The organism is Nostoc spongiaeforme FACHB-130 (assembly GCF_014698475.1).
GTDB lineage: Bacteria > Cyanobacteriota > Cyanobacteriia > Cyanobacteriales > Nostocaceae > Nostoc_B > Nostoc_B spongiaeforme.
Map to the genome: position 1 here is coordinate 53935 of NZ_JACJTB010000014.1, position 18969 is coordinate 72903.

Here is an 18969-nt window from a genome sequence, read left to right on the forward strand (position 1 = left end):
GTATACTTAAGTATGTATTTTAAGTTCTGAGATTTAAACTAGACATCCTACTGTAGATGTAAAATAATTGACATTTGTCGCTGACGTTTAGCAATATTTGTAGTTAGTAGTATTTTTGTGAAGACAAAGAGCGATCGCCTGATATTTAAATCAATTCAATCCAGTCTAAGCCAGTGATACAATAATATAAGTACGCACTGAAATTTCCTCTGTAAATGAATAAAGTATTGGATGAAACTTTTTCGTTAGCAATTGCTAAACGCATTAAAAGTAAAGCAAATAAAACTTTTGATAATGCTTACAAAGCAGCATTAGCAACAGAGGGTGCAATTTATGTTCAAGGTTTCTTAGTTTATGCTGGTAAACCATATCGCCCTGTTGAACATGGTTGGATTGAATTAAATGATACATCTGGGGAAGATGCTATCACACGTATCATTGATCCCAACTTACCCCACATCAGTAAAACTAACCAAGAACTTTGGTATTTTGCAGCACAAAGTTTAAACGCTAAACAACTCAAAGCCATCATCGAAGAATCAAAAGAAGATTATCCCGAAGATGATCCCTTACCAATTTACGGCACAACACCTTATGAATACTATGGTGATGTGATGTTGGGAGGTAAAGAATATTTAGCAGCTTATCAAGCCGCCGAGGCTAAATGTCAAGAATTAAAAGAACGCAATTAACACTAGTCATAGGCTATTAATTCTTGATTAATTAATAAGATTTCCCATCGCTACCAAAATATTCTCGATAGGCACAAATTTTATCGCCGCGCACATCAAAAGACACAGCAACACGGTTTTTGTAAGGTTGTCCTAATAATAGACCTTCGTCACGAAACTCAAAAACAACGGTTTGATCATTACTAGTAACACTGTCAACAGCAGTTAAGTTAATTCCCCCACCAAAAGATTCTGAGACGTATTGAAAAAACTCTTGGGCGCGTTCTTTTCCCACATTCAAACCATGAAACTTACCCATCGGAAACCAGAAGGTAAAATCTTCTGTCAGCATATCGAGAAACTGTTGCCATTCTCCCGTCGCTAGACCGTATGTAAAATTTTTAAATGCTTGGTGAGCAACTTTTAATGTATTTGCAGGGTCTTGTGTCATTGTTCTTAACTATTTATACACTCAGCGTCAACTTTAAACTATATTTGTTATCTCACATCAAAACGTTTGATTCAGACTGTATGTATAAAGTCATCATTCTCTAGGGAGAGATATTAAAATTTTCATAATTTAATATCTCTCCTAAATGTTAATTAACAATTATCAATAATAATATTTACTATTTTCTTGTATGTCTTAAGCTAAAAACTGAGTGAAAATATATGGCGATCGCACCTGATAAAGCAATTTCTGAAACCTTGCCAACACCAGCAAACAATCAAGAATTTGATTGGCAAAACTGCTGGTATCCCATTGCGTTTACACAAGATTTACCAAAAGACAAGCCTTACAGATTTTCCCTATATAATGAACCCTTGGTTTTATTCAGAAATCAAGAAGGAAAATTAGGTTGTTTAACAGACCGTTGCTCTCATCGGGCTGCTAGACTATCTGATGGACAAATTATTGATGGCAGAATTGAGTGCTTATATCACGGCTGGCAATTTGGGATTGATGGTCAATGTTTGCATATTCCGCAATTACCGCAGGATGCCAAAATTCCTGCTAACGCCTGTGTGAAAGCATTGTCTGTGGTAGAACGCCAAGGGATAATTTGGATGTGGGCTGGGCAAGAACAACCTATTGAAGAATTAATCCCCACCATCCCAGAATTAGACAAACCAGGGGTATTTTGTACAGATTACATCCGCGATTTACCTTACGACCAAACATATTTTATTGAAAATGTCATTGACCCAGCCCATGTTTACATTAGCCATGATGGTGTTGTTGGTAAACGTGAAAATGCCCAACCACTTGACCTAGAAGTTCTTGATAGTTCATTATCAGGCATTCGGGGGAGATGGCGCAGCACCAGACAACCGCATCAGCCTTGGTCGTTATTAAATTTTGTTGCACCTAACTTAGTTATTTATCAGTCTGACAATAGTAATACAGATAAATTTGGGGGAGTAGTTTTGTATTCCCTACCTTTAAGTAAAGACAGTTGTCGAGTTTTTGTCAGAAATTATGGAAATTTCTTCCCTTGGCAAGTAAAGCTGATGCCTAGATGGTTCGACCATATTATGATCCGTAACATAATTTTAGAAGGGGATTTGCAAATTGTTGTCGAACAAAAAAGACAAATTGAGCGTTTAGGAAAAAGTCTCAAGGAAATTTATTTACCACTCAAGACTTCCGATACATTAGTAGTTGAGTATCGCAAGTGGTTAGATAAATTTGGTCAGGGTTTGCCATTTTATCAAGGTTATGACTCAGAGAAAAACTTTCATAGCGATGAGTTACAGAAAAATTCGCTGACTTTGGATAGATTATCCCAACATACTCAAATCTGTAATTCTTGCAATCAAGCTTATCAGGTGACAAACTTCAGCAAACAAATTTTAATTGGGGTAGCGATCGCTCTTGCTGCTTTAGCTATACTTACAGATAACTCTTGGGTTAAACCTGTAGCTGTAGTGGGTGGTTTATTAGCAGTAATATTAGCCTTTGCGGCACAGCAATTAAAAACTAAATTTGAACGTGCCTATACTCGTCATTAGTTTTTCAGCTAAATCTAATACCAAGTTTCAATCAAAGATAGTAACCTGGGGTGGGAGTAGGGAGTAGGGAGTGGGGAGTAGTAATACTATTTCTGAAAGCAACTTAGTATAACTTTTGTAAATTATCAATTCATGGATATCGCAAATAAATATGGTGCAAGCATACGAAGATAATAAAAGTTCATATTTACAACATCACAATGTGAACCTTCCACAGACAGACACAAGTAATCAAACTTGGACAGGACGCAAACATATTGAAACAGAAGCATCACTCAACTCAGTGATTAACTTCCCGCAAGTGTTGTTTGAGGTAACAAACTTTGTTACTGGTGAATATGGTACGACTCAGATTTTATCCATCAACGACAGTACTGGTGAATCTACACAACGAGTCATCCTCAAACAAGGTTGGAATGCACCTATCGGTCATTTCACCACAGATGTAGAAATTTTCGTCCTGACTGGTACACTTTGCCAAGGTGGATTTAAACTTCGCAATCTCAGTTACTCATATATCCCGGCTGGTATACCTACAGGCCCTTGGAAAACTGAAGAAGACACAATTCTGTTGTGGATGCCAGATGCTACTCCCACTTATATTACAGAAGATTATGCCAGTCTAGAGCAAATTCCCGCCACTTCTTTATACCACGGGAATATGCAGACGCACCCACGCATGGCTGAGTATGTACCATTGCAAGAACTCCACGCCATGAAATGGGAAAGCACAACTTTCTTACCCCCTGGTTCAGCACGTAAAAGTTTGTATACCAACAAAAAAACTGGACGCGCCACCTGGGTTCTTGGCTTAGTACCAATGTGGATTGGAAGCAACTTTTGTGAAAGTCATCCTACTACCGAAGAAGCTTATGTCATCAGTGGAGATGTACTGGGACATTGGTCAATGAGCGATGATCCATTTAATAGACGTTATGCAGCAATGTGCAAAGATGGTTACTATTGGCGACCTGCCCATGTTCCCCACGGCCCATTCTGGACAGAAAGTGGCGCATTGGTGTTATTTCGGACGCGCGATCGCTTAGATTGTTATTGGATACTGCATAACCCAGATATTACTCAGCAAGATGATGCACGTCTCCAGTCTGCGCTGAATCAGCACAAGTAAATAGTCAATGGCAGGCAAAAGTCTAAAATCAAAATTCAAGAATCTAGTTGACATTTGCCTGTGAATTAATTTTACTTACAAAGCCTTATCCCACTCTAATTGATGAGCTAAACCATACTTAATAAAATCTTCCACTGTTGCTTTATCACTTTTACCAAACACCCCTAAACTGTAAGGATTATCTTGCATACGTTGTGTAACTTGTTCTTGTTCAAATTCTCTGACTTCTGCTCTAGGTTTCTCTGGTTTAAAAAAGTCTACGACCAAAACAGTTCTGTCATAATCAGTGTAATTGTGCGGACAGTGGGGATAGCTATGATCTAAAATCAAAAACTTACCTTCATCCCAATAAAGCTTGTCATGGCAGATTTTCATAGCCACATCACCCTCCGGCACAATCAAGCCCAAATAGCCGCGATTCATGTGTGGGTTATAGTTAACATGCAGCTTGATATCTAAGCCTGGATGAAATGTCCCAAAATAAACATTTCTCAGGATATTATCTTCATTAAAGTTTACTTTTTCAATAACCTTCGCCAAATTTGGAAAATATTTATTTCTTAAACTTAAAGCTTTTGCTGCTGCCTCCTCTGTGGCATAATCTGGATATTGGATTTGATGTAATTGAATATATTCTTCAATAAATAACCCTTGAAATAAAATTCCAAAGGCACTATATTTTGCATCACCCTTGGTTTTAATTGTTTTACTTTTAGGCCCCAAAACATCGTAAGCAAATTTTAACTCTTCAGTTGATGCCTGCTGCCTAAAGCCCGTAAATTCATCCCTAATTACTTGCCATTCATCTTGAAGACTTTGGAGAAACGGAAATTGATTGGGGTCGAGATGATATTCATTAAAAGTTGCCATTGTTTTTATCCTGAAGCTATTTGAATAAAAAACTATTACATAATCATAGTTTTTAGCCGAGGTTCCAGTAATATATAAAAATTTCTGGTTAAACCAGCATCTAGCCTCGACGAATGGAATTCGCGGCTACAAAAACAAAGTCCGCCTATCGCGCTTGCGCTGCGCTTGGCGCACCACGCGGACTAACAGAAAATCAAATATTCTGAACCCGCGCAGGCGGGTTTTGTCCGTGTAGCTGCGACTTCAGTCGCTTGGCGCAAGATGTGAATATACTTATTTTAGTCTGAGGTCTACTGTGTCTGAACCTCCTTTATTAGATAAAGTTATTAAAAATGTTCAGGTTGTTCGCCCTCATCAGGATGCAGTCGAACTACTGGATTTAGGCATTAAAGATGGTAAGTTTGTGGAAATTGCCCCTAATATTAGCGCCACACAAGCCAAAGAAATCTTCGATGCTAAAAATTTACTCGGCTTTCCAGGGGTTGTGGATGCTCACATGCACATTGGCATTTATCAACCCCTCGATCAAGATGCAGTCACAGAAAGTAAAGCCGCCGCAATGGGAGGAGTCACAACTAGTTTAAATTACATTCGCACCGGACAATATTATCTCAACAAAGGTGGTTCTTACCAGGATTTTTTTCCTGAAGTATTGGCATTATCCGCAGGTAATTTTTTTGTTGATTACAGCTATCATGTCGCACCAATAGCCAGCAGACATATCGATGAAATACCTTTATTGTTTACAGAACATGGGATATCTTCATTTAAAATTTTTATGTTTTATGGCGGTTATGGGTTGCATGGTTTGTCAGACCAGCAAAACTTGTTTTTGATGATTAATCAAGAAGAACGCTACGATTTTGCCCATTTTGAATTTATTATGCGTGGTATAACTCGCTTGATGGAAGAATATCCAACAGCACGAGATACTATTAGCTTAAGTTTGCATTGCGAAGTTGCCGAAATTCTCAACGCTTATACCAAAATAGTCGCCAATGATTCTAACCTGACTGGACTATCTGCTTATAGTGCAGCACGTCCGCCTCATTCTGAAGGTTTAGCAATTTGTATTGCTGCTTATTTAGCACATGAAACTAACTGTGCAAATATCAATTTATTACATCTGAGTTCGCGCAAAGCAATGGAAGCAGCGTTGACGATGCAAACTGCTTTTCCTCATATTAATTTCCGGCGAGAAGTGACAGTAGGACATTTACTATTAGATGTTGATAGTCCTAATGGTACTTGGGCAAAAGTTAACCCACCAATTCGTCCCCGTGCTGATGTGGAATATTTATGGCAAGCGGTATTAGATAATCAAGTAGATTGGATAGTGAGTGACCATGCTTGCTGTTCTGCGGAACAAAAACGCAGTGCGAAAGACCCCCATAATATTTGGTTAGCCAAGTCTGGTTTCGGCGGTACGGAATATCTACTTTCGGGTGTAATAAGTGAAGGTAGTAAGCGGGGAATGTCTTACAACCATGTTGCTAAGTTGCTATCGTGGAACCCATCGCGGCGTTTTGGTGTATTGCAAAAAGGAGATATTGCTATTGGTTATGATGCAGACTTGGTGTTAGTAAACCCTAACGAAAGTTTTGTAGTAAGTGCGGCTGAGTCAGAATCACAACAAGGTTACACACCATTTGAGGGGATGGAGTTAACCGCAAGGGTGAAAAGTACTTTTTTGCGAGGAAATTTGATTTATCACAACGGACAGGTTGTAGGTTCACCGACTGGAAGTTATTTAAAACGCTCTATCTTGGGATAAATTCAACAGTAGAAATTTAACAGACAGCCTTTATGCGTCAGTCCTAATCATAATCCAATACAGTTCAGTTAAGACAGTCGCTACTATTCTCTTAACTGAACTGACTAAAACTGAATAACCCCACCCGGCCGATCGCACCATCAAGGACACAATTGTTTAAACTATTGACTACGGACTCTTGTGTGGATGGTTTATGGCTATTTGGTTAAGTTTGTGTGCAGCGATTTTCGTAGTAGCTTACCTGCTGGGTTCTTTTCCCACTGGCTATATTGCCGTGAAGCAGCTAACAGGTATTGATATTCGAGAAGTGGGTTCTGGTTCAACAGGGGCAACGAATGTATTAAGAACCTTGGGTAAAGGGCCGGGAGCTTTTGTTTTAGGAGTTGATTGCTTAAAAGGAGTATTAGCGATCGCTTTAGTTTATGCTTTCTTGAATTTTGCCGCTACTGCCAACTTCATTCCCAAAACCGTAGATTTGCAATTATGGCAACCCTGGATGGTGATATTAGCGGGTTTAGCTGCAATTTTGGGACACAGTAAATCAATATTTCTGGGCTTTACTGGTGGTAAATCTGTGGCTACCAGTTTAGGGATATTATTGGCGATGAGTTGGCAAGTTGGTTTGGCAACTTTGGGAGTATTTGCCATTGTTGTCGCTATTTCCCGAATTGTATCCTTAAGTTCAATTTCTGGTGCGATCGCTGTTTCTATTTTGATGTTAGTTTTCCACCAACCATTACCTTATATTTTGTTTAGTATTCTTGGTGGTTTTTATGTAATTATTCGCCACCGCAGTAATATAGAGCGTCTTTTAGCTGGAACTGAACCCAAAATTGGGCAGAAAGTAGTTACAGAAGCCGAAAAAACAGAACAAACTGTTTAATTGTTGATGGTGATAGCAGGAGGAAGACAGTCGCTACAACGGAGGGAACCCCAACGGACAGTTTGCTCAAGTCGGGAAACCCGCCCACGCAACTGTCCTCCGCAACGCGCTGTCTCCAGAAGGTAGTCTCGATGAAACTGATTTTATAGCCTTTTTCTACCTCTGCTCCCCTGCTCCTTTGCTACTCCTGATGATTGGATATTTTTTCAGTTGGTAGTCCCTTGAGTTCCACTTCGTTGCACCCAACAGTCGCTACTTTTTCTGAGATGTTATTCCCCAGTAATGGAAAGTCCATCAACCCAAACTCTCGGAGAAACACCGCCAGGAGTTAATTCGACTTCTTTTTCTAGGTAAACAATAGACTTGAGAACTTGTAAGAAATCACCAGCAACAGTAGCAGATTCTATACTTGTCTTCTCGCCTTTATTTATTAACCAACCATCAAAAGGTAAAGAAAACGAACCTTGTAAAGCTTTCACCCCAGCGTGCAGAGCTTGTAAATCATCAATTAAAATGACATTTTCCGCAGTTGCTAAACTAAATTCTTGCTCAGGAGTTGCAGCAGCAAAGACATGATAAAAGTTAGGACTGACGCTCACTTTTGCACCAATACTGGCATTACCTGTGGGTTGAGCATTTAGTCTTTTAGCTGTACCAGCACTGTGAAGAAAGCCTGTAAGTACACCATTCTCAATTAATTTTACTTGACGAGTTGGTGTTCCTTCGCCATCAAAAGTTTCGGCACCAATATTAGCCGGATGCAGTGCATCATCGTAGACTGAAATTAATGGGGAAGCGATTTCTTTGCCTAAATCATCAGGAGTAGACAGACTTTGCTTATCTAAAATATTTTGAGCGTTGAATAAATTAGAAAAAGCACCCAACAAACTTAAAAAAGCGTCAGGAGAGAAAACAACTAAATATTTACCAGACTTGACTTTTTCGTAGTTCAAGTGACTAATAGTTTTGTCTGCGGCTTCTTTGATGCAACCATTGATATCAAGCTCATCAACACTACGGCTAATTCTAAAACTATTCCCGCTACGAGGTTTTTTATCTTCTTCTTCTGTTTTGCTGTACAGATAAACTGATGCTATGGAGTGAGACTCGGTTCTGACTGCACCATCACTATTAAGATAAAATCTGTCAATATCTCTTTGTGCTAAACCGTTGTAAGGTACGCCTTGAATTGCTGGATGAGCCGACAGTAATTCTTTTTCTGCTACTAGTAATTTTTCTATTAATTCAGAAACTGGGGCTTGGGGTGCTTTATCTTCTGATGGATGAGCAATCGGAACTGTTGCTTCTGGACTAAAATCTGGAACGTTTTCTTTGACACCAAAGAAACTAGCTTCGTAGGCAGTTTTTAATGCTAATTCTAAGCCTTTGGGGTCTACATCTGTAGTGCTGGTAATGCCAATTGTGTTTTGTTCATTCCAAACACGCACGGTAACACCAGAGCGATTGGAAGCTTTAACTTGTTTTGGCTCACCCTGATCTACTTGTACACTCGTTTCGTCTATGATTGAGCCATAAATGTCAAATTTTTTGATGCCAAGTTTATCAGCGTTTTCCTTGGCGTAATTGGAGATTTCTGTGATATTAGGCATAGTCAAATTTTAGATTTTGGATTTTAAATTAACCGCAGATGGACGCGGATGGACGCAGATATCTGTGTACATCTGTGGTTTGATATATGGATAATTAACGTCCACCTACTGTTATGGAATCAACTTTGATGTGTGGTTGTCCGACTGTGGTGTAAATACTGCCGCTAACGGAGCCACAGAAGCCAGGTGCTAATTCTAAATCTTGGGAACACATGGAAATTTTATTCATAATTTCCTTGGCTTCACCGATTAAAATTGCTCCTTTTAATGGCTTGGTAATTTTGCCGTTTTCTATTAAGTAAGCTTCATCAACACTAAAGTTAAATTGGCCTGTAGCGCCAACACTACCACCGCCCATTTTTTTACAGTAAATGCCTTTATCAATGGAGGCAAATAAATCTTCGTTGGTGTATTCGCCAGTGGCAATATAAGTGTTACGCATCCGGCTGGCAGCAGCAAAGGTATAATTTTGGCGGCGGCCGCTACCTGTTCTGGGGTGTCCGGTGCGCCAAGAACCTGCTCTATCTGCTAAGAAGTTTTTGAGAACGCCTTTTTCTATGAGTAATGTTCTTTGTGCCGGCATACCTTCATCATCCATATCGATTGTCCCGAAGGCATAATCAGAACGTCCTTCATCCCAAGCTGTTAGACTTTCGTGAGCAATTTTTTCACCTTTTTTATCAGCAAATGGGGTAGTGTTACGCTCGATTTGGGTGGTTTCTAGTAAGTGTCCGCAGGCTTCGTGGAAGATTACGCCGCCAAAGTGATTGGCCATGATGATGGGGTAAGTACCAGATTCCACATAATCTGCATACAGCATTTTGCCAGCAGATTCGGCTATCTGCTCGGCGGCTTGGGTGTAGTCCCAAGTTCTGAGAAAGTTAGCATCGCTGGTATTGCCTGCACGTTCACCGATGGAAGAACGATTGGCACCATCGGCAGACAACAAGTTAAATCCTACCGATTGGGTGAGGCGAATGTCACGGGCAAAGGTGCCATCACTAGATGCGACTAAAACTTCTTGCCAATCTCGGAAATAAGTGGCGCGGCGAGATTGGATATGGCTGGCTTTTTTGTTCAGAGCCGCAGTTCCATCTAAGAGAACTTCGCCCATTTCGCGGATAGAGCTACACAGTCCTAACCAACCATCTTTGCCTCGTTTGCTGGCGTAGTCGCGCAATAATTCCAGGTTGATTTCTGGGATGAAGGAATAGGGGGCGGGTAGTTGTAACCCTAGAATAGAAAGTCCTTTTTCTAAAGCTGCTTTTAACCCAGTAAAGGAAAGGTCGTTGGTACTAACATAGCAGTCGGCTTTGCCACGAAATACTCTCACACCTGCGCCTGTGGCCAAACTGGGTGAAATGCTGGTGATGGCATCGTCTTCTGCTAAACAACTAATGTAGTTGCGGCGCTCTAAGAAAAATTCGATGAAGTCAGCACCGGCGGCGCGTCCTAGTCCCAAAAGGGTTGCCAGGGGGGCTTCCCATGTTTCATCGAATCGTTCTGTTGTGGAGGAGTATTTTAAAGTTGGTAGTTGGTTCGAGAGAAGTAGGGTACTTGTAAGCATGGGTAGCCTCGTCTGCTGGCTGAATTTCAGGAATTTAACTGAAAAATCCTAGTGTGTTAACTCTAGCAAATTTACCCAGGATGGAGGGAATGGGGAATGGGGAGTAGGGAATAGGGGAATGAGTTTTTCCATGTATATACATTGAGTCAATCAAAATATCCATGTATATACATTAATTGCAACGTTAATAGGACTTACGCACAGGGTCTGGAAAAACGTAGACGCGAAGCGGCTTCCCGGAGGGTACCACAGAGGCGCAGAGGTCACGGAGGAATGAGAGTTTAAGAGAGTTCTTGCGTAAGTCCTAGTTAAAAAAGTTTTTCTCCCTCTCTTCCCTATTCCCCACTCCCTACTCCCGACTCCCTTTCTAGGTTGCTTTGACGGGCGAAGATTTCGATCATTTCGCTGCGGGTAAGGTTATTTTCAGCAGCTAATTCTGCGAGTTTTTCCCAGGCTGTATCTGTGAGTCGAATCGACCTTAACTGTTTAGGTTCTGATCTGTAGTCTGTTTGGAATTTACCGGAGGATGTACGTTTGCGTCTTGGTGTTTTCTGTCTTGTACCAGTATATTTATCTGCAAGTTCAGTTTTAGGAGTTAGGTTAATGGTGATTAAGTTAACTAAGTTATCAATTAGGCGATCGCTCTCCATTGGCATAATCTCTTTACCATGCAGCATGTGCTGAGTAATCATAAAATGAACTAATGTACCAATAAAAATACGTGCAGCTGCCTGGGGGTCAGGTAATTGAAGTTCTGGATGGGCGGCAAAATATTGACTAATTAAATCTAAGCCCGATTTATCGATATTTTTGAGAAATACTTGGGCTAGTGACGGAAATCGCCCAGATTCACCAATAATCAATCTGATTAAGCCGAGAAATTCTGGTTCGCAAGTAACTTCATCTAAAATACCCTTCGCTACAAAACGCAACACGATTTTAGGGTCGCCTTGGTGAAATTCTGGGTCTTGGGGGTTCAACAATGGCAGACATTTTTCTCCTACTAGTCGCTCAACTAATGCTGCAAATAATGTTTCTTTATCTTGAAAATAGCTGTAAACGGTTGTTTTAGATACTCCGGCGGCAGATGTCACTTTATCCATTGTTGTGGCTGCATAGCCATTTTCCAGAAATTCTTGGATTGCACCAGCGAGAATAGCATCGACTTTCTCGGCTGAACGGTCTGGATTATCTTGCTCTATCTGTCTTTTTTTATATTTCATGTCTTGATTTTTCGTCATTTATGATTCTCCCCATACCCCTATTCCCTAAAAAAGAAATTTTTGGATGACTCTTGACATTATTGTAATGTACGGTTTAGTTTATTTACAGATAATTAAACAATATAGTTTATTTAGCGTCCTAAACGAAAGGGGGCTTACAGTGAGTAATGCAGTAGCTAGGGGTTCCGCATACTTCAAACCTAATTCTCGCCAGCTAATAATGTTGGCAGCTGCTTTAGGTATTGCGATCGCAGGTTATAAATTTTGGCAAGTGCAATCAACGCCCACTCAGAATACAGCCACAACCGAGGTCAGTTTACCGCAAATTAAGACGGTGACGGCGTTAGGGAGACTAGAACCCAAGGGACAGGTAATTAAACTTTCGGCTCCGGCGGCTAGTCAAGGTAGTCGAGTTGAGAAGTTGCTGGTAAAAGAAGGCGATACAGTCAAAGCTGGGCAATTAATTGCAATTTTAGATAACCGCGATCGCCTCCAGGCAGCTTTGCAAGAAGCTCAAGAAGCTGTAAAAGTAGCGAGGGTAAATTTAGCGAAAGTGCAAGCGGGTGCGAAACAAGGTGAAATTGCCGCCCAACAAGCCGAAGTTGCCCGTGTACAAGCCCAAAATCTCGGTGAAGAAACAGAACAAAGGCAAACTATTGCGCGGTTAGAAGCACAATGGCAAGGTGAGACGACTGCTCAACAAGCAACAATCAAAAGATTAGCAGCAGAATTAAAAAATGCTGAAGCCGAATTCCGTCGTTATCAGCAACTTTATTCCGAAGGTGCAATTTCCCTTTCTACCTTTGATAGTAAACGCTTGAGTGTAGATACAATCACCCAGCAGTTGAGTGAAGCCAAAGCCAATCTGAACCGCATAGATAGTACTGGTAGCAAACAAATTAGTGAAGCTAAGGCAGTTTTAGGGCGAATTACGGCAACAGGTAGCAAGCAAGTCCAGTCAGCCGCAGCCAGCTTAAATAGTATTGCCGAAGTCCGCCCCGTAGATGTACAAGCCGCAAAGGCAGAAATTAATCGGGCAGTTGCAGCCGCTAACCAAGCCAAGGCAAACTTAGATCAAGCTTATGTGCGATCGCCCCAAGAAGGTGTAGTCTTCGATATTCATACACGTTCTGGTGAACTAGTATCTAGCGATGGCATCGTGGAAATTGGACAAACTAACCAGATGTATGCAGTTGTAGAAGTTTATCAAAGTGATGTCAGCAAAATTCGTCCGCAACAAAAAGTGCAAATATCTAGCAACTCTCTCCCTGGTGAATTGTCGGGAACAGTAGATTGGATTGGCTGGAAAGTCCAACGACAAAATGTGATCAACACAGATCCCAGCGAAAATATTGACTCTAGAGTGGTGGAAGTTCATGTGCAACTAGATGAAGCTTCCAGCAGCAAAGCCGCCAAATTTACCAATTTACAAGTCAAAGCGGTGATTGAACTATGACAGGAATTATTCAAGAACTGCAACGCCGCACACCTTTGGGATGGCTGCAACTCAGTCATCATAAAAGCCGCTTGTTAGTTGCATTAGCTGGTATTGCCTTTGCTGATGTGCTGATTTTTATGCAGCTAGGTTTTCAAAATGCACTGTATGACAGCAACACCCGCCTAAATCGCGCCCTCGTTGCAGACATTATTTTGCTCAGTCCCCAAAGCCGGAATATGCAGAATTTAGCGACATTCTCTCGGCGGCGACTGTTGCAAGCCGCAGATGTACCCGGTGTGAAATCAGCTACAGCCATGTATATCGGTTTATTGACTTGGAAAAATCCCCAAACCCGCAGCAAAACCTCTATGCAAGCCATTGGTTTTAACCCGGAACAATCCGCCTTAAACATTCCCGGAGTTCAAAGCCAATTAGACAAAATTAAACTACCAGATACCTTCATTTTTGATCGCGCATCCAGAGGTGAATATCAAAAAGTTGTTCAGCAACTTGATGCAGGTAAAACTGTCACCACAGAAGTAGATAAACACACGATAAATCTGAGTGGTGGATTTACATTAGGCGCATCATTTGGTGCTGATGGCACATTAGTTTCTAGTGATGAAAACTTTCTGCGCTTATTTCCGAGAAGACAAGTAGGCAGTATTAATCTCGGTTTAATTAATATTCAACCAGGTTATGATGTCCAACAAGTTGCAGCAGCATTAAAATTACATCTCCAAAGTGAAGATGTCAAAGTATTAACCCGCGCAGAATACATCAAATTTGAAGAAGATTATTGGAAAACCGAAAGTCCCATTGGTTTTATCTTCAGTTTAGGTGTATCAATGGGTGTGATTGTAGGTGTGATTATTGTTTATCAAGTCTTATCAACTGATGTGAATGCTCATATTAAAGAATATGCCACATTTAAAGCAATGGGCTATCGCAATTATTACTTACTCGGAGTCATTTTTGAAGAAGCAATTATCTTAGCCGTCTTGGGGTTTATTCCTGGCTTTATCTTCCCATTAGGACTTTATCAATTAGCTGCCACGGCGACAAACTTACCCATATATATGACAGCAAGTCGGGCATTATTCGTATTGATTTTAACAATAATGATGTGTAGTTTATCTGGAGCGATCGCCACTCGCAAACTCCAATCCGCCGACCCCGCCGATATGTTTTAAAAACTCATAACTCTCCGCGTCTCTGCGCCTCTGCGTGAGGTAAAAAACTCGATATGGAAACTAATTACTCCTCTAAACCTGTTATATCCATCCAAAATCTTGACCATTACTTTGGTCAAGGGCAACTGCGGAAACAAGTATTATTTAATATCAATCTCACCATTAACGCTGGTGAAATTATCATTATGACTGGCCCTTCTGGGTCAGGTAAAACTACATTATTAACCTTAGTAGGTGGCTTGCGGTCTGCCCAATCTGGTAGTTTACAAGTATTAAATCGAGAACTTTGTCATGCTAGTAGTGAAGAATTAACCCAAGCTCGACGCAGTAATGGATATATTTTCCAAGCTCATAACTTGCATGGTAGTTTAACAGCAATTCAGAATGTACGTATGGGTTTAGAAGTGCATCGTGGAATTGCACCCCAAGAAATGCTGACACGTTCCCAAGCAATGTTAGCCGCAGTTGGGTTAGAACATCGCCTGAATTACTATCCTGATAGCCTTTCTGGGGGACAAAAACAACGGGTAGCGATCGCCCGTGCTTTAGTAAATCAACCTAAAATAGTCTTGGCAGATGAACCAACAGCAGCCCTCGATAAACAATCTGGGCGCGATGTGGTGGAATTAATGCAAAAACTTGCCAAAGAGCAAGGCTGTACAATTTTGCTAGTCACCCACGATAACCGTATTTTAGATATTGCTGACCGAATTATTTACATGGAAGATGGACATCTGGTGCGAGATGGGGTGAGTGCTGTAGCGATGGAAAATTAAGCTATTCTGCGTTGAATGTATTCACATCTTGCACCAAGTGATGAGGGAATTGCGATCGCCTACAATATAAACATAAAGCGATTGTTTAAACATATATGGAAAAACTAAACATCAAAGAAGAAGCCAAAAAATTAATTGAGCAATTGCCAGATAATTGTACATGGGATGACCTAATGTATGAGATTTATGTCAGACAAGTAATTGAGGCTGGACTTGCTGACTCTCAGGCTGGTAGAGTAACTTCTGTACAAGCAGTTAGGGCAAAATTCGGACTACCAGAGTGAAAGTTTTTTGGACAGAAACAGCTATAGAAAACTTATCAGCTATCTACACTTAACATTTCCCAAAACTCACCACAATATGCAGCAAGGATAGTAGACCGAATTACCAGACGTTCGGAACAAATTGCTAAATTTCCTTTATCTGGCAGAATTGTGCCAGAGTTTGAAACAGAGCAGATTCGTGAAGTCATTGAAGGTTCATATAGAATTATTTATTACATTAAGCCTGAACAAATAGAGGTTTTGGCTGTTATACATGGCTCGCAGCAATTCACACAGGTGTAGGTTGGGTGGAGGAACGGAACCCAACATTCACGCATACTTCTGTTATATTTACCGTACGTCGCCAATGATGACAAATGGCGACCAGTAATAGGGATGACGTTTAATTTGCTGCAATTTGGCTTTTTGTAATGCTTCACCCTTAGTCATACCTTGCTGGAGATTTACATAAAAATCAATCATGAGTTTTGGGGTTTCCTTATCGTCAACTGACCACAACCCCGCCATTACTGCTTTAGCACCTGCACGTTCAAATATATAAGCAACGCCAGAAATGCCTAAGCCTTTATCCTCAATTTTTTTGGCAGTTTGACAAGCACTCAGGGTTAATAATTGTGTACCTTTTAAACCTAATAATGCTGCATCAGCAATGTTATATTGTGCATCGGCAAACAGCAATGAATTATTTTTTAAATTGAATGTTGTACAGTCTGTATCTTGAAAGCAGCCGTGAGTTGCTAAATGGACAAAATTAAAACGTAAAGCTTGATTTTTGAAATTTGCCAGGGTAGCTTTACTGCCAAGATAAGCTTCACTTCCTGGTAATTTATTCGTGATTTCCTTAACTTCTGTTTCTGCACCTTGCAAATTTTGTGGATGATGAGGTACGGGATTACCAAAGGCTAGGACTTTTGGTGCTTGGTTTGTGGTTGCTTTTGGTGAACCTAAAGAGCTTGTGGAAATGCGAGTGAGATAATTGACGGGATATTTCTCGATTAAATATTGTTCAGTTTTAATGTCGTAAAGGGTTTCAAAAGGCAGATAGCGGAGTTTACCTGTGGCAATGATGCTTAATTGCTTGGGTTGTAATTTTTGAATTTCAGCTTCTACAGGTCGAATAAGGATGTCATATAACTTAATGCTATTTTCTGCATAGCCAAAATCACTGTCATCTTCTAATTGCTCTAGATATTGGGTGAGTATTTGATCAAACTCATTGGGATTAATTGATGTTTTAATAACGGTTACTTTATTATTAGTTAAGATAAAAATTGCTAGAGAATTTGATATATTTCTCACGTTTTTAAGTAAGACTGGTTGAATTACTACTGTGTTCGCGGGTATGGATGATTTAAGCTTGTCAACATCGGCGGGTGTGGTTTCAAAGAGTTCGGCAACTTCGGGGAATTGGCGAGATATATTTGTAGCTTCTTGATAAATTTGTGTTTCTAATTGACGAAATTTTTGGGCGAAATCTGGCAAAAAGTTATTTTGCAGTTGTTGTCGTTGAGATTCTAGTTGTTGATTTTTTTGATTCCATTTATCAATAGCCTTTTGTGCTTCTGGGTTGGCAACTTTAGCATTAATTAGACGATTGTAATCAGCTAAATCAGCAGTGCTGAACAAGTTAACCCATACCAAAGCTTGGTCATATTTCTTTTGATCAATCAAGACATTTACTAAAGCAGTTGCACTCCAATCATTTTGCTGTAAAAATTTTTGGCGATTTTCTTGCTGTAAACCCCGGCGCAATTCTAAGCTTATTTGCAAAGATTTTTCTAAATCAGTAATACCTTCACTTGATCGATTTGTGTTTTGAAATAATATACCTCTATTACCTAATGTATTTGCTTCCCCAGAACGATCGCCCACCGCACGATATAAAGGCAGAGCTTGGTTGTAAAATGACAGGGCTTGCTGCTGTTCTCCTAAATCTGAGTAGACTAAACCGATATTATTGAGAGTAGTGGCTTCCCCTGTGCGATCACCCACCGCACGAGATAGAGGCAGAGCTTGGTTGAGAAATGACAGGGCTTGCTGCTGTTCTCCTAAATCTGAGTAGACTCCACCAATGTTATTGAGAGTAGTAGCTTCCCCCGCGCGATCGCCCACCGCACGATATAAAGGCAGAGCTTGGTTGTAAAATGACAGGGCTTGCTGCTGTTCTCCTAAATCTGAGTAGACTAAACCGATGTTATTAAGAGTAGTAGCTTCTCCCATGCGATCACCCACCGCACGATATAAAGGCAGAGCTTGGTTGTAAAATGACAGGGCTTGCTGCTTTTCTCCTAATGCGTTGTAGACTCCACCGATGCCAGTGAGAATTCTGGCTTCCCCAGAGCGATTGCTCACAGCACGCAATAGGGGTAGAGCTTGGTTGTAATATGACAATGCCTGCTGCTTTTCTCCTAATGTGCTGTAGACTCCACCGATGTTATTGAGAGTAGCGGCTTCCCCAAAGCGATCGCCCACGGCACGATATAGAGGCAGAGCTTGGTTGAGATATGACAATGCCTGCTGCTTTTCTCCTAAAGCGTTGTAGACTGCACCAATGTTATTGAGAGTAGTAGCTTCCCCGGAGCGATTGTCCACGGCACGATATAGAGGCAGAGCTTGGTTGTAAAATGACAATGCCTGCTGCTTTTCTCCTAAATCGTTGTAGACTGCACCAATGTTATTGAGAGTAGTAGCTTCTCCAGCGCGATTGCCCACGGCACGATATAGAGGCAGAGCTTGGTTGTAAAATGACAATGCCTGCTGCTTTTCTCCTAAATCGTTGTAGACTAGACCAATGTTATTGAGAGTTCTAGCTTCACCGGAGCGATCGCCCACGGCACGAGATAGGAGCAGAGCTTGGTTGTAAAATGACAATGCCTGCTGCTTTTCTCCTAAATCGTTGTAGACTCCACCAATGTTATTGAGAATAGTGCCTTCCTTAGAGCGATCGCCCACGGCACGATATAGAGGCAGAGCTTGGTTGTAAAATGACAGTGCTTTCTGCTTTTCTCCTAAATCGTTGTAGACTCCACCAATGTTAGCGAGAGTAGTGGTTTCCCCCGCGTGATCGCCCACGGCACGAGATAGGGGCAGTGCTTGGTTGTAATATGACAGGGCTTGCTGTTTTTCTCCTAAATCTGAGTAGACTTTACCAATGTTATTAAGAGTTCTGGCTTCATCAGCGCGGTTGCCCACGGCACGCAATAGGGGTAGAGCTTGATTGTAATATGACAATGCCTGCTGCTTTTCTCCTAATGCGTTGTAGCAAAACCCTAGCTCATGGAGTCCGAGTGCCTCAAGTTTTTGGTCTTTCAGTTCTCGTGCCATAGTTAGAACTTGCTGAAATAGGGGTATAGCTCGTTGATATTCTTGTTGTCCTAACTTTTGTCTTGCTTGCTCTAGTAATTTTTTGGCTGTTTCTGCTTGGGGTGTTTTTGTTTCTCCCCAACTGGGTTGAGCGATGAGTGTTACTGTTAAGGGCGTTAGGTAAACACACGCAGCCAATATACTAATAAGAATTTTCTGCATATAGCAATTTTTT

Annotated in this window: 16 protein-coding genes; 10 read left to right on the forward strand and 6 right to left on the reverse strand. The window is 40.9% G+C overall.

The window, feature by feature from the left end; translation table 11 throughout:
• Positions 1-215 precede the first annotated feature (215 nt).
• Positions 216-692 carry a hypothetical protein gene (locus H6G74_RS12970; protein WP_190968060.1) on the forward strand — a complete coding sequence of 159 codons (477 nt, stop codon included), beginning with the start codon at positions 216-218 and terminating at the stop codon, positions 690-692.
• A gap of 31 nt (positions 693-723) precedes the next feature.
• Here H6G74_RS12970 and H6G74_RS12975 read toward each other — a convergent pair whose 3' ends face one another.
• Positions 724-1122 (reverse strand): nuclear transport factor 2 family protein, encoded by a 399-nt coding sequence (locus H6G74_RS12975; protein ID WP_190968061.1) that lies wholly within the window; start codon positions 1120-1122, stop codon positions 724-726.
• A 221-nt stretch (positions 1123-1343) separates the two neighbouring features.
• Here H6G74_RS12975 and H6G74_RS12980 point away from each other — a divergent pair, with 221 nt between their 5' ends.
• Positions 1344-2684, forward strand: a complete 1341-nt coding sequence (locus tag H6G74_RS12980) for an aromatic ring-hydroxylating dioxygenase subunit alpha (RefSeq protein ID WP_190968062.1) — start codon at positions 1344-1346, stop codon at positions 2682-2684.
• A 151-nt stretch (positions 2685-2835) separates the two neighbouring features.
• Complete coding sequence (locus tag H6G74_RS12985) at positions 2836-3813, forward strand: DUF4437 domain-containing protein (protein WP_190968063.1); 978 nt, start codon at positions 2836-2838, stop codon at positions 3811-3813.
• Between the two features lie 75 nt (positions 3814-3888).
• Here H6G74_RS12985 and H6G74_RS12990 read toward each other — a convergent pair whose 3' ends face one another.
• Positions 3889-4683, reverse strand: coding sequence for an aspartyl/asparaginyl beta-hydroxylase domain-containing protein (locus H6G74_RS12990; protein ID WP_190968064.1), 795 nt, complete (start codon positions 4681-4683; stop codon positions 3889-3891).
• A gap of 295 nt (positions 4684-4978) precedes the next feature.
• On the opposite strand from H6G74_RS12990, the gene H6G74_RS12995 reads away from it, so the two are divergent.
• Both H6G74_RS12995 and plsY read left to right on the forward strand, forming a co-directional pair.
• Entirely contained in the window at positions 4979-6457 is a 1479-nt protein-coding gene (locus H6G74_RS12995; protein ID WP_190968065.1) for an amidohydrolase family protein, read from the forward strand.
• A 193-nt stretch (positions 6458-6650) separates the two neighbouring features.
• On the forward strand, positions 6651-7340 hold the full coding sequence (plsY, locus tag H6G74_RS13000; protein ID WP_190968066.1) for a glycerol-3-phosphate 1-O-acyltransferase PlsY: 690 nt from the start codon (positions 6651-6653) through the stop codon (positions 7338-7340).
• Positions 7341-7609: 269 nt separating this feature from the next.
• Here the strand turns inward: plsY and H6G74_RS13005 are convergent, their stop codons facing one another.
• From H6G74_RS13005 to H6G74_RS13015, 3 genes are all read right to left on the reverse strand, one after another.
• Positions 7610-8950, reverse strand: coding sequence for a TldD/PmbA family protein (locus tag H6G74_RS13005; RefSeq protein WP_190968067.1), 1341 nt, complete (start codon positions 8948-8950; stop codon positions 7610-7612).
• A 94-nt stretch (positions 8951-9044) separates the two neighbouring features.
• Complete coding sequence (locus H6G74_RS13010) at positions 9045-10517, reverse strand: TldD/PmbA family protein (protein ID WP_190968068.1); 1473 nt, start codon at positions 10515-10517, stop codon at positions 9045-9047.
• A gap of 335 nt (positions 10518-10852) precedes the next feature.
• Positions 10853-11740, reverse strand: a complete 888-nt coding sequence (locus H6G74_RS13015) for a TetR/AcrR family transcriptional regulator (RefSeq protein WP_190968133.1) — start codon at positions 11738-11740, stop codon at positions 10853-10855.
• A gap of 220 nt (positions 11741-11960) precedes the next feature.
• Between H6G74_RS13015 and H6G74_RS13020 the strand changes: the two genes are divergently transcribed.
• The 5 genes from H6G74_RS13020 to H6G74_RS31185 all read left to right on the forward strand — a co-directional run bounded on the left by H6G74_RS13020 (position 11961) and on the right by H6G74_RS31185 (position 15713).
• A complete protein-coding gene (locus tag H6G74_RS13020; RefSeq protein WP_190968134.1) occupies positions 11961-13196 on the forward strand; it encodes an ABC exporter membrane fusion protein in 1236 nt (411 codons plus the stop codon).
• On the forward strand, positions 13193-14371 hold the full coding sequence (devC, locus tag H6G74_RS13025) for an ABC transporter permease DevC (RefSeq protein WP_190968069.1): 1179 nt from the start codon (positions 13193-13195) through the stop codon (positions 14369-14371). The genes H6G74_RS13020 and devC overlap by 4 nt, the downstream gene beginning before the upstream one ends.
• 53 nt (positions 14372-14424) lie before the next feature.
• Positions 14425-15147, forward strand: a complete 723-nt coding sequence (locus tag H6G74_RS13030; protein WP_190968070.1) for a DevA family ABC transporter ATP-binding protein — start codon at positions 14425-14427, stop codon at positions 15145-15147.
• A gap of 95 nt (positions 15148-15242) precedes the next feature.
• Positions 15243-15431, forward strand: coding sequence for a hypothetical protein (locus H6G74_RS13035; RefSeq protein ID WP_190670631.1), 189 nt, complete (start codon positions 15243-15245; stop codon positions 15429-15431).
• Positions 15432-15530: 99 nt separating this feature from the next.
• The gene (locus H6G74_RS31185) at positions 15531-15713 is read left to right on the forward strand and encodes a type II toxin-antitoxin system RelE/ParE family toxin (protein WP_313888480.1); all 183 of its coding nucleotides are present in this window, start codon (positions 15531-15533) and stop codon (positions 15711-15713) included.
• 48 nt (positions 15714-15761) lie between these two features.
• Here the strand turns inward: H6G74_RS31185 and H6G74_RS13045 are convergent, their stop codons facing one another.
• Positions 15762-18956, reverse strand: a complete 3195-nt coding sequence (locus H6G74_RS13045) for a CHAT domain-containing protein (protein WP_190968071.1) — start codon at positions 18954-18956, stop codon at positions 15762-15764.
• Positions 18957-18969 lie beyond the last annotated feature (13 nt).

Coding starts and splice junctions, on each gene's coding strand:
- H6G74_RS12970 (WP_190968060.1), top strand. CDS start 216: ATGAATAAAGTATTGGATGAAACTTTTTCGTTAGCAATTGCTAAACGC.
- H6G74_RS12975 (WP_190968061.1), bottom strand. CDS start 1,122: ATGACACAAGACCCTGCAAATACATTAAAAGTTGCTCACCAAGCATTT.
- H6G74_RS12980 (WP_190968062.1), top strand. CDS start 1,344: ATGGCGATCGCACCTGATAAAGCAATTTCTGAAACCTTGCCAACACCA.
- H6G74_RS12985 (WP_190968063.1), top strand. CDS start 2,836: ATGGTGCAAGCATACGAAGATAATAAAAGTTCATATTTACAACATCAC.
- H6G74_RS12990 (WP_190968064.1), bottom strand. CDS start 4,683: ATGGCAACTTTTAATGAATATCATCTCGACCCCAATCAATTTCCGTTT.
- plsY (WP_190968066.1), top strand. CDS start 6,651: ATGGCTATTTGGTTAAGTTTGTGTGCAGCGATTTTCGTAGTAGCTTAC.
- H6G74_RS13005 (WP_190968067.1), bottom strand. CDS start 8,950: ATGCCTAATATCACAGAAATCTCCAATTACGCCAAGGAAAACGCTGAT.
- H6G74_RS13010 (WP_190968068.1), bottom strand. CDS start 10,517: ATGCTTACAAGTACCCTACTTCTCTCGAACCAACTACCAACTTTAAAA.
- H6G74_RS13015 (WP_190968133.1), bottom strand. CDS start 11,740: ATGAAATATAAAAAAAGACAGATAGAGCAAGATAATCCAGACCGTTCA.
- H6G74_RS13020 (WP_190968134.1), top strand. CDS start 11,961: ATGTTGGCAGCTGCTTTAGGTATTGCGATCGCAGGTTATAAATTTTGG.
- devC (WP_190968069.1), top strand. CDS start 13,193: ATGACAGGAATTATTCAAGAACTGCAACGCCGCACACCTTTGGGATGG.
- H6G74_RS13030 (WP_190968070.1), top strand. CDS start 14,425: ATGGAAACTAATTACTCCTCTAAACCTGTTATATCCATCCAAAATCTT.
- H6G74_RS13035 (WP_190670631.1), top strand. CDS start 15,243: ATGGAAAAACTAAACATCAAAGAAGAAGCCAAAAAATTAATTGAGCAA.
- H6G74_RS13045 (WP_190968071.1), bottom strand. CDS start 18,956: ATGCAGAAAATTCTTATTAGTATATTGGCTGCGTGTGTTTACCTAACG.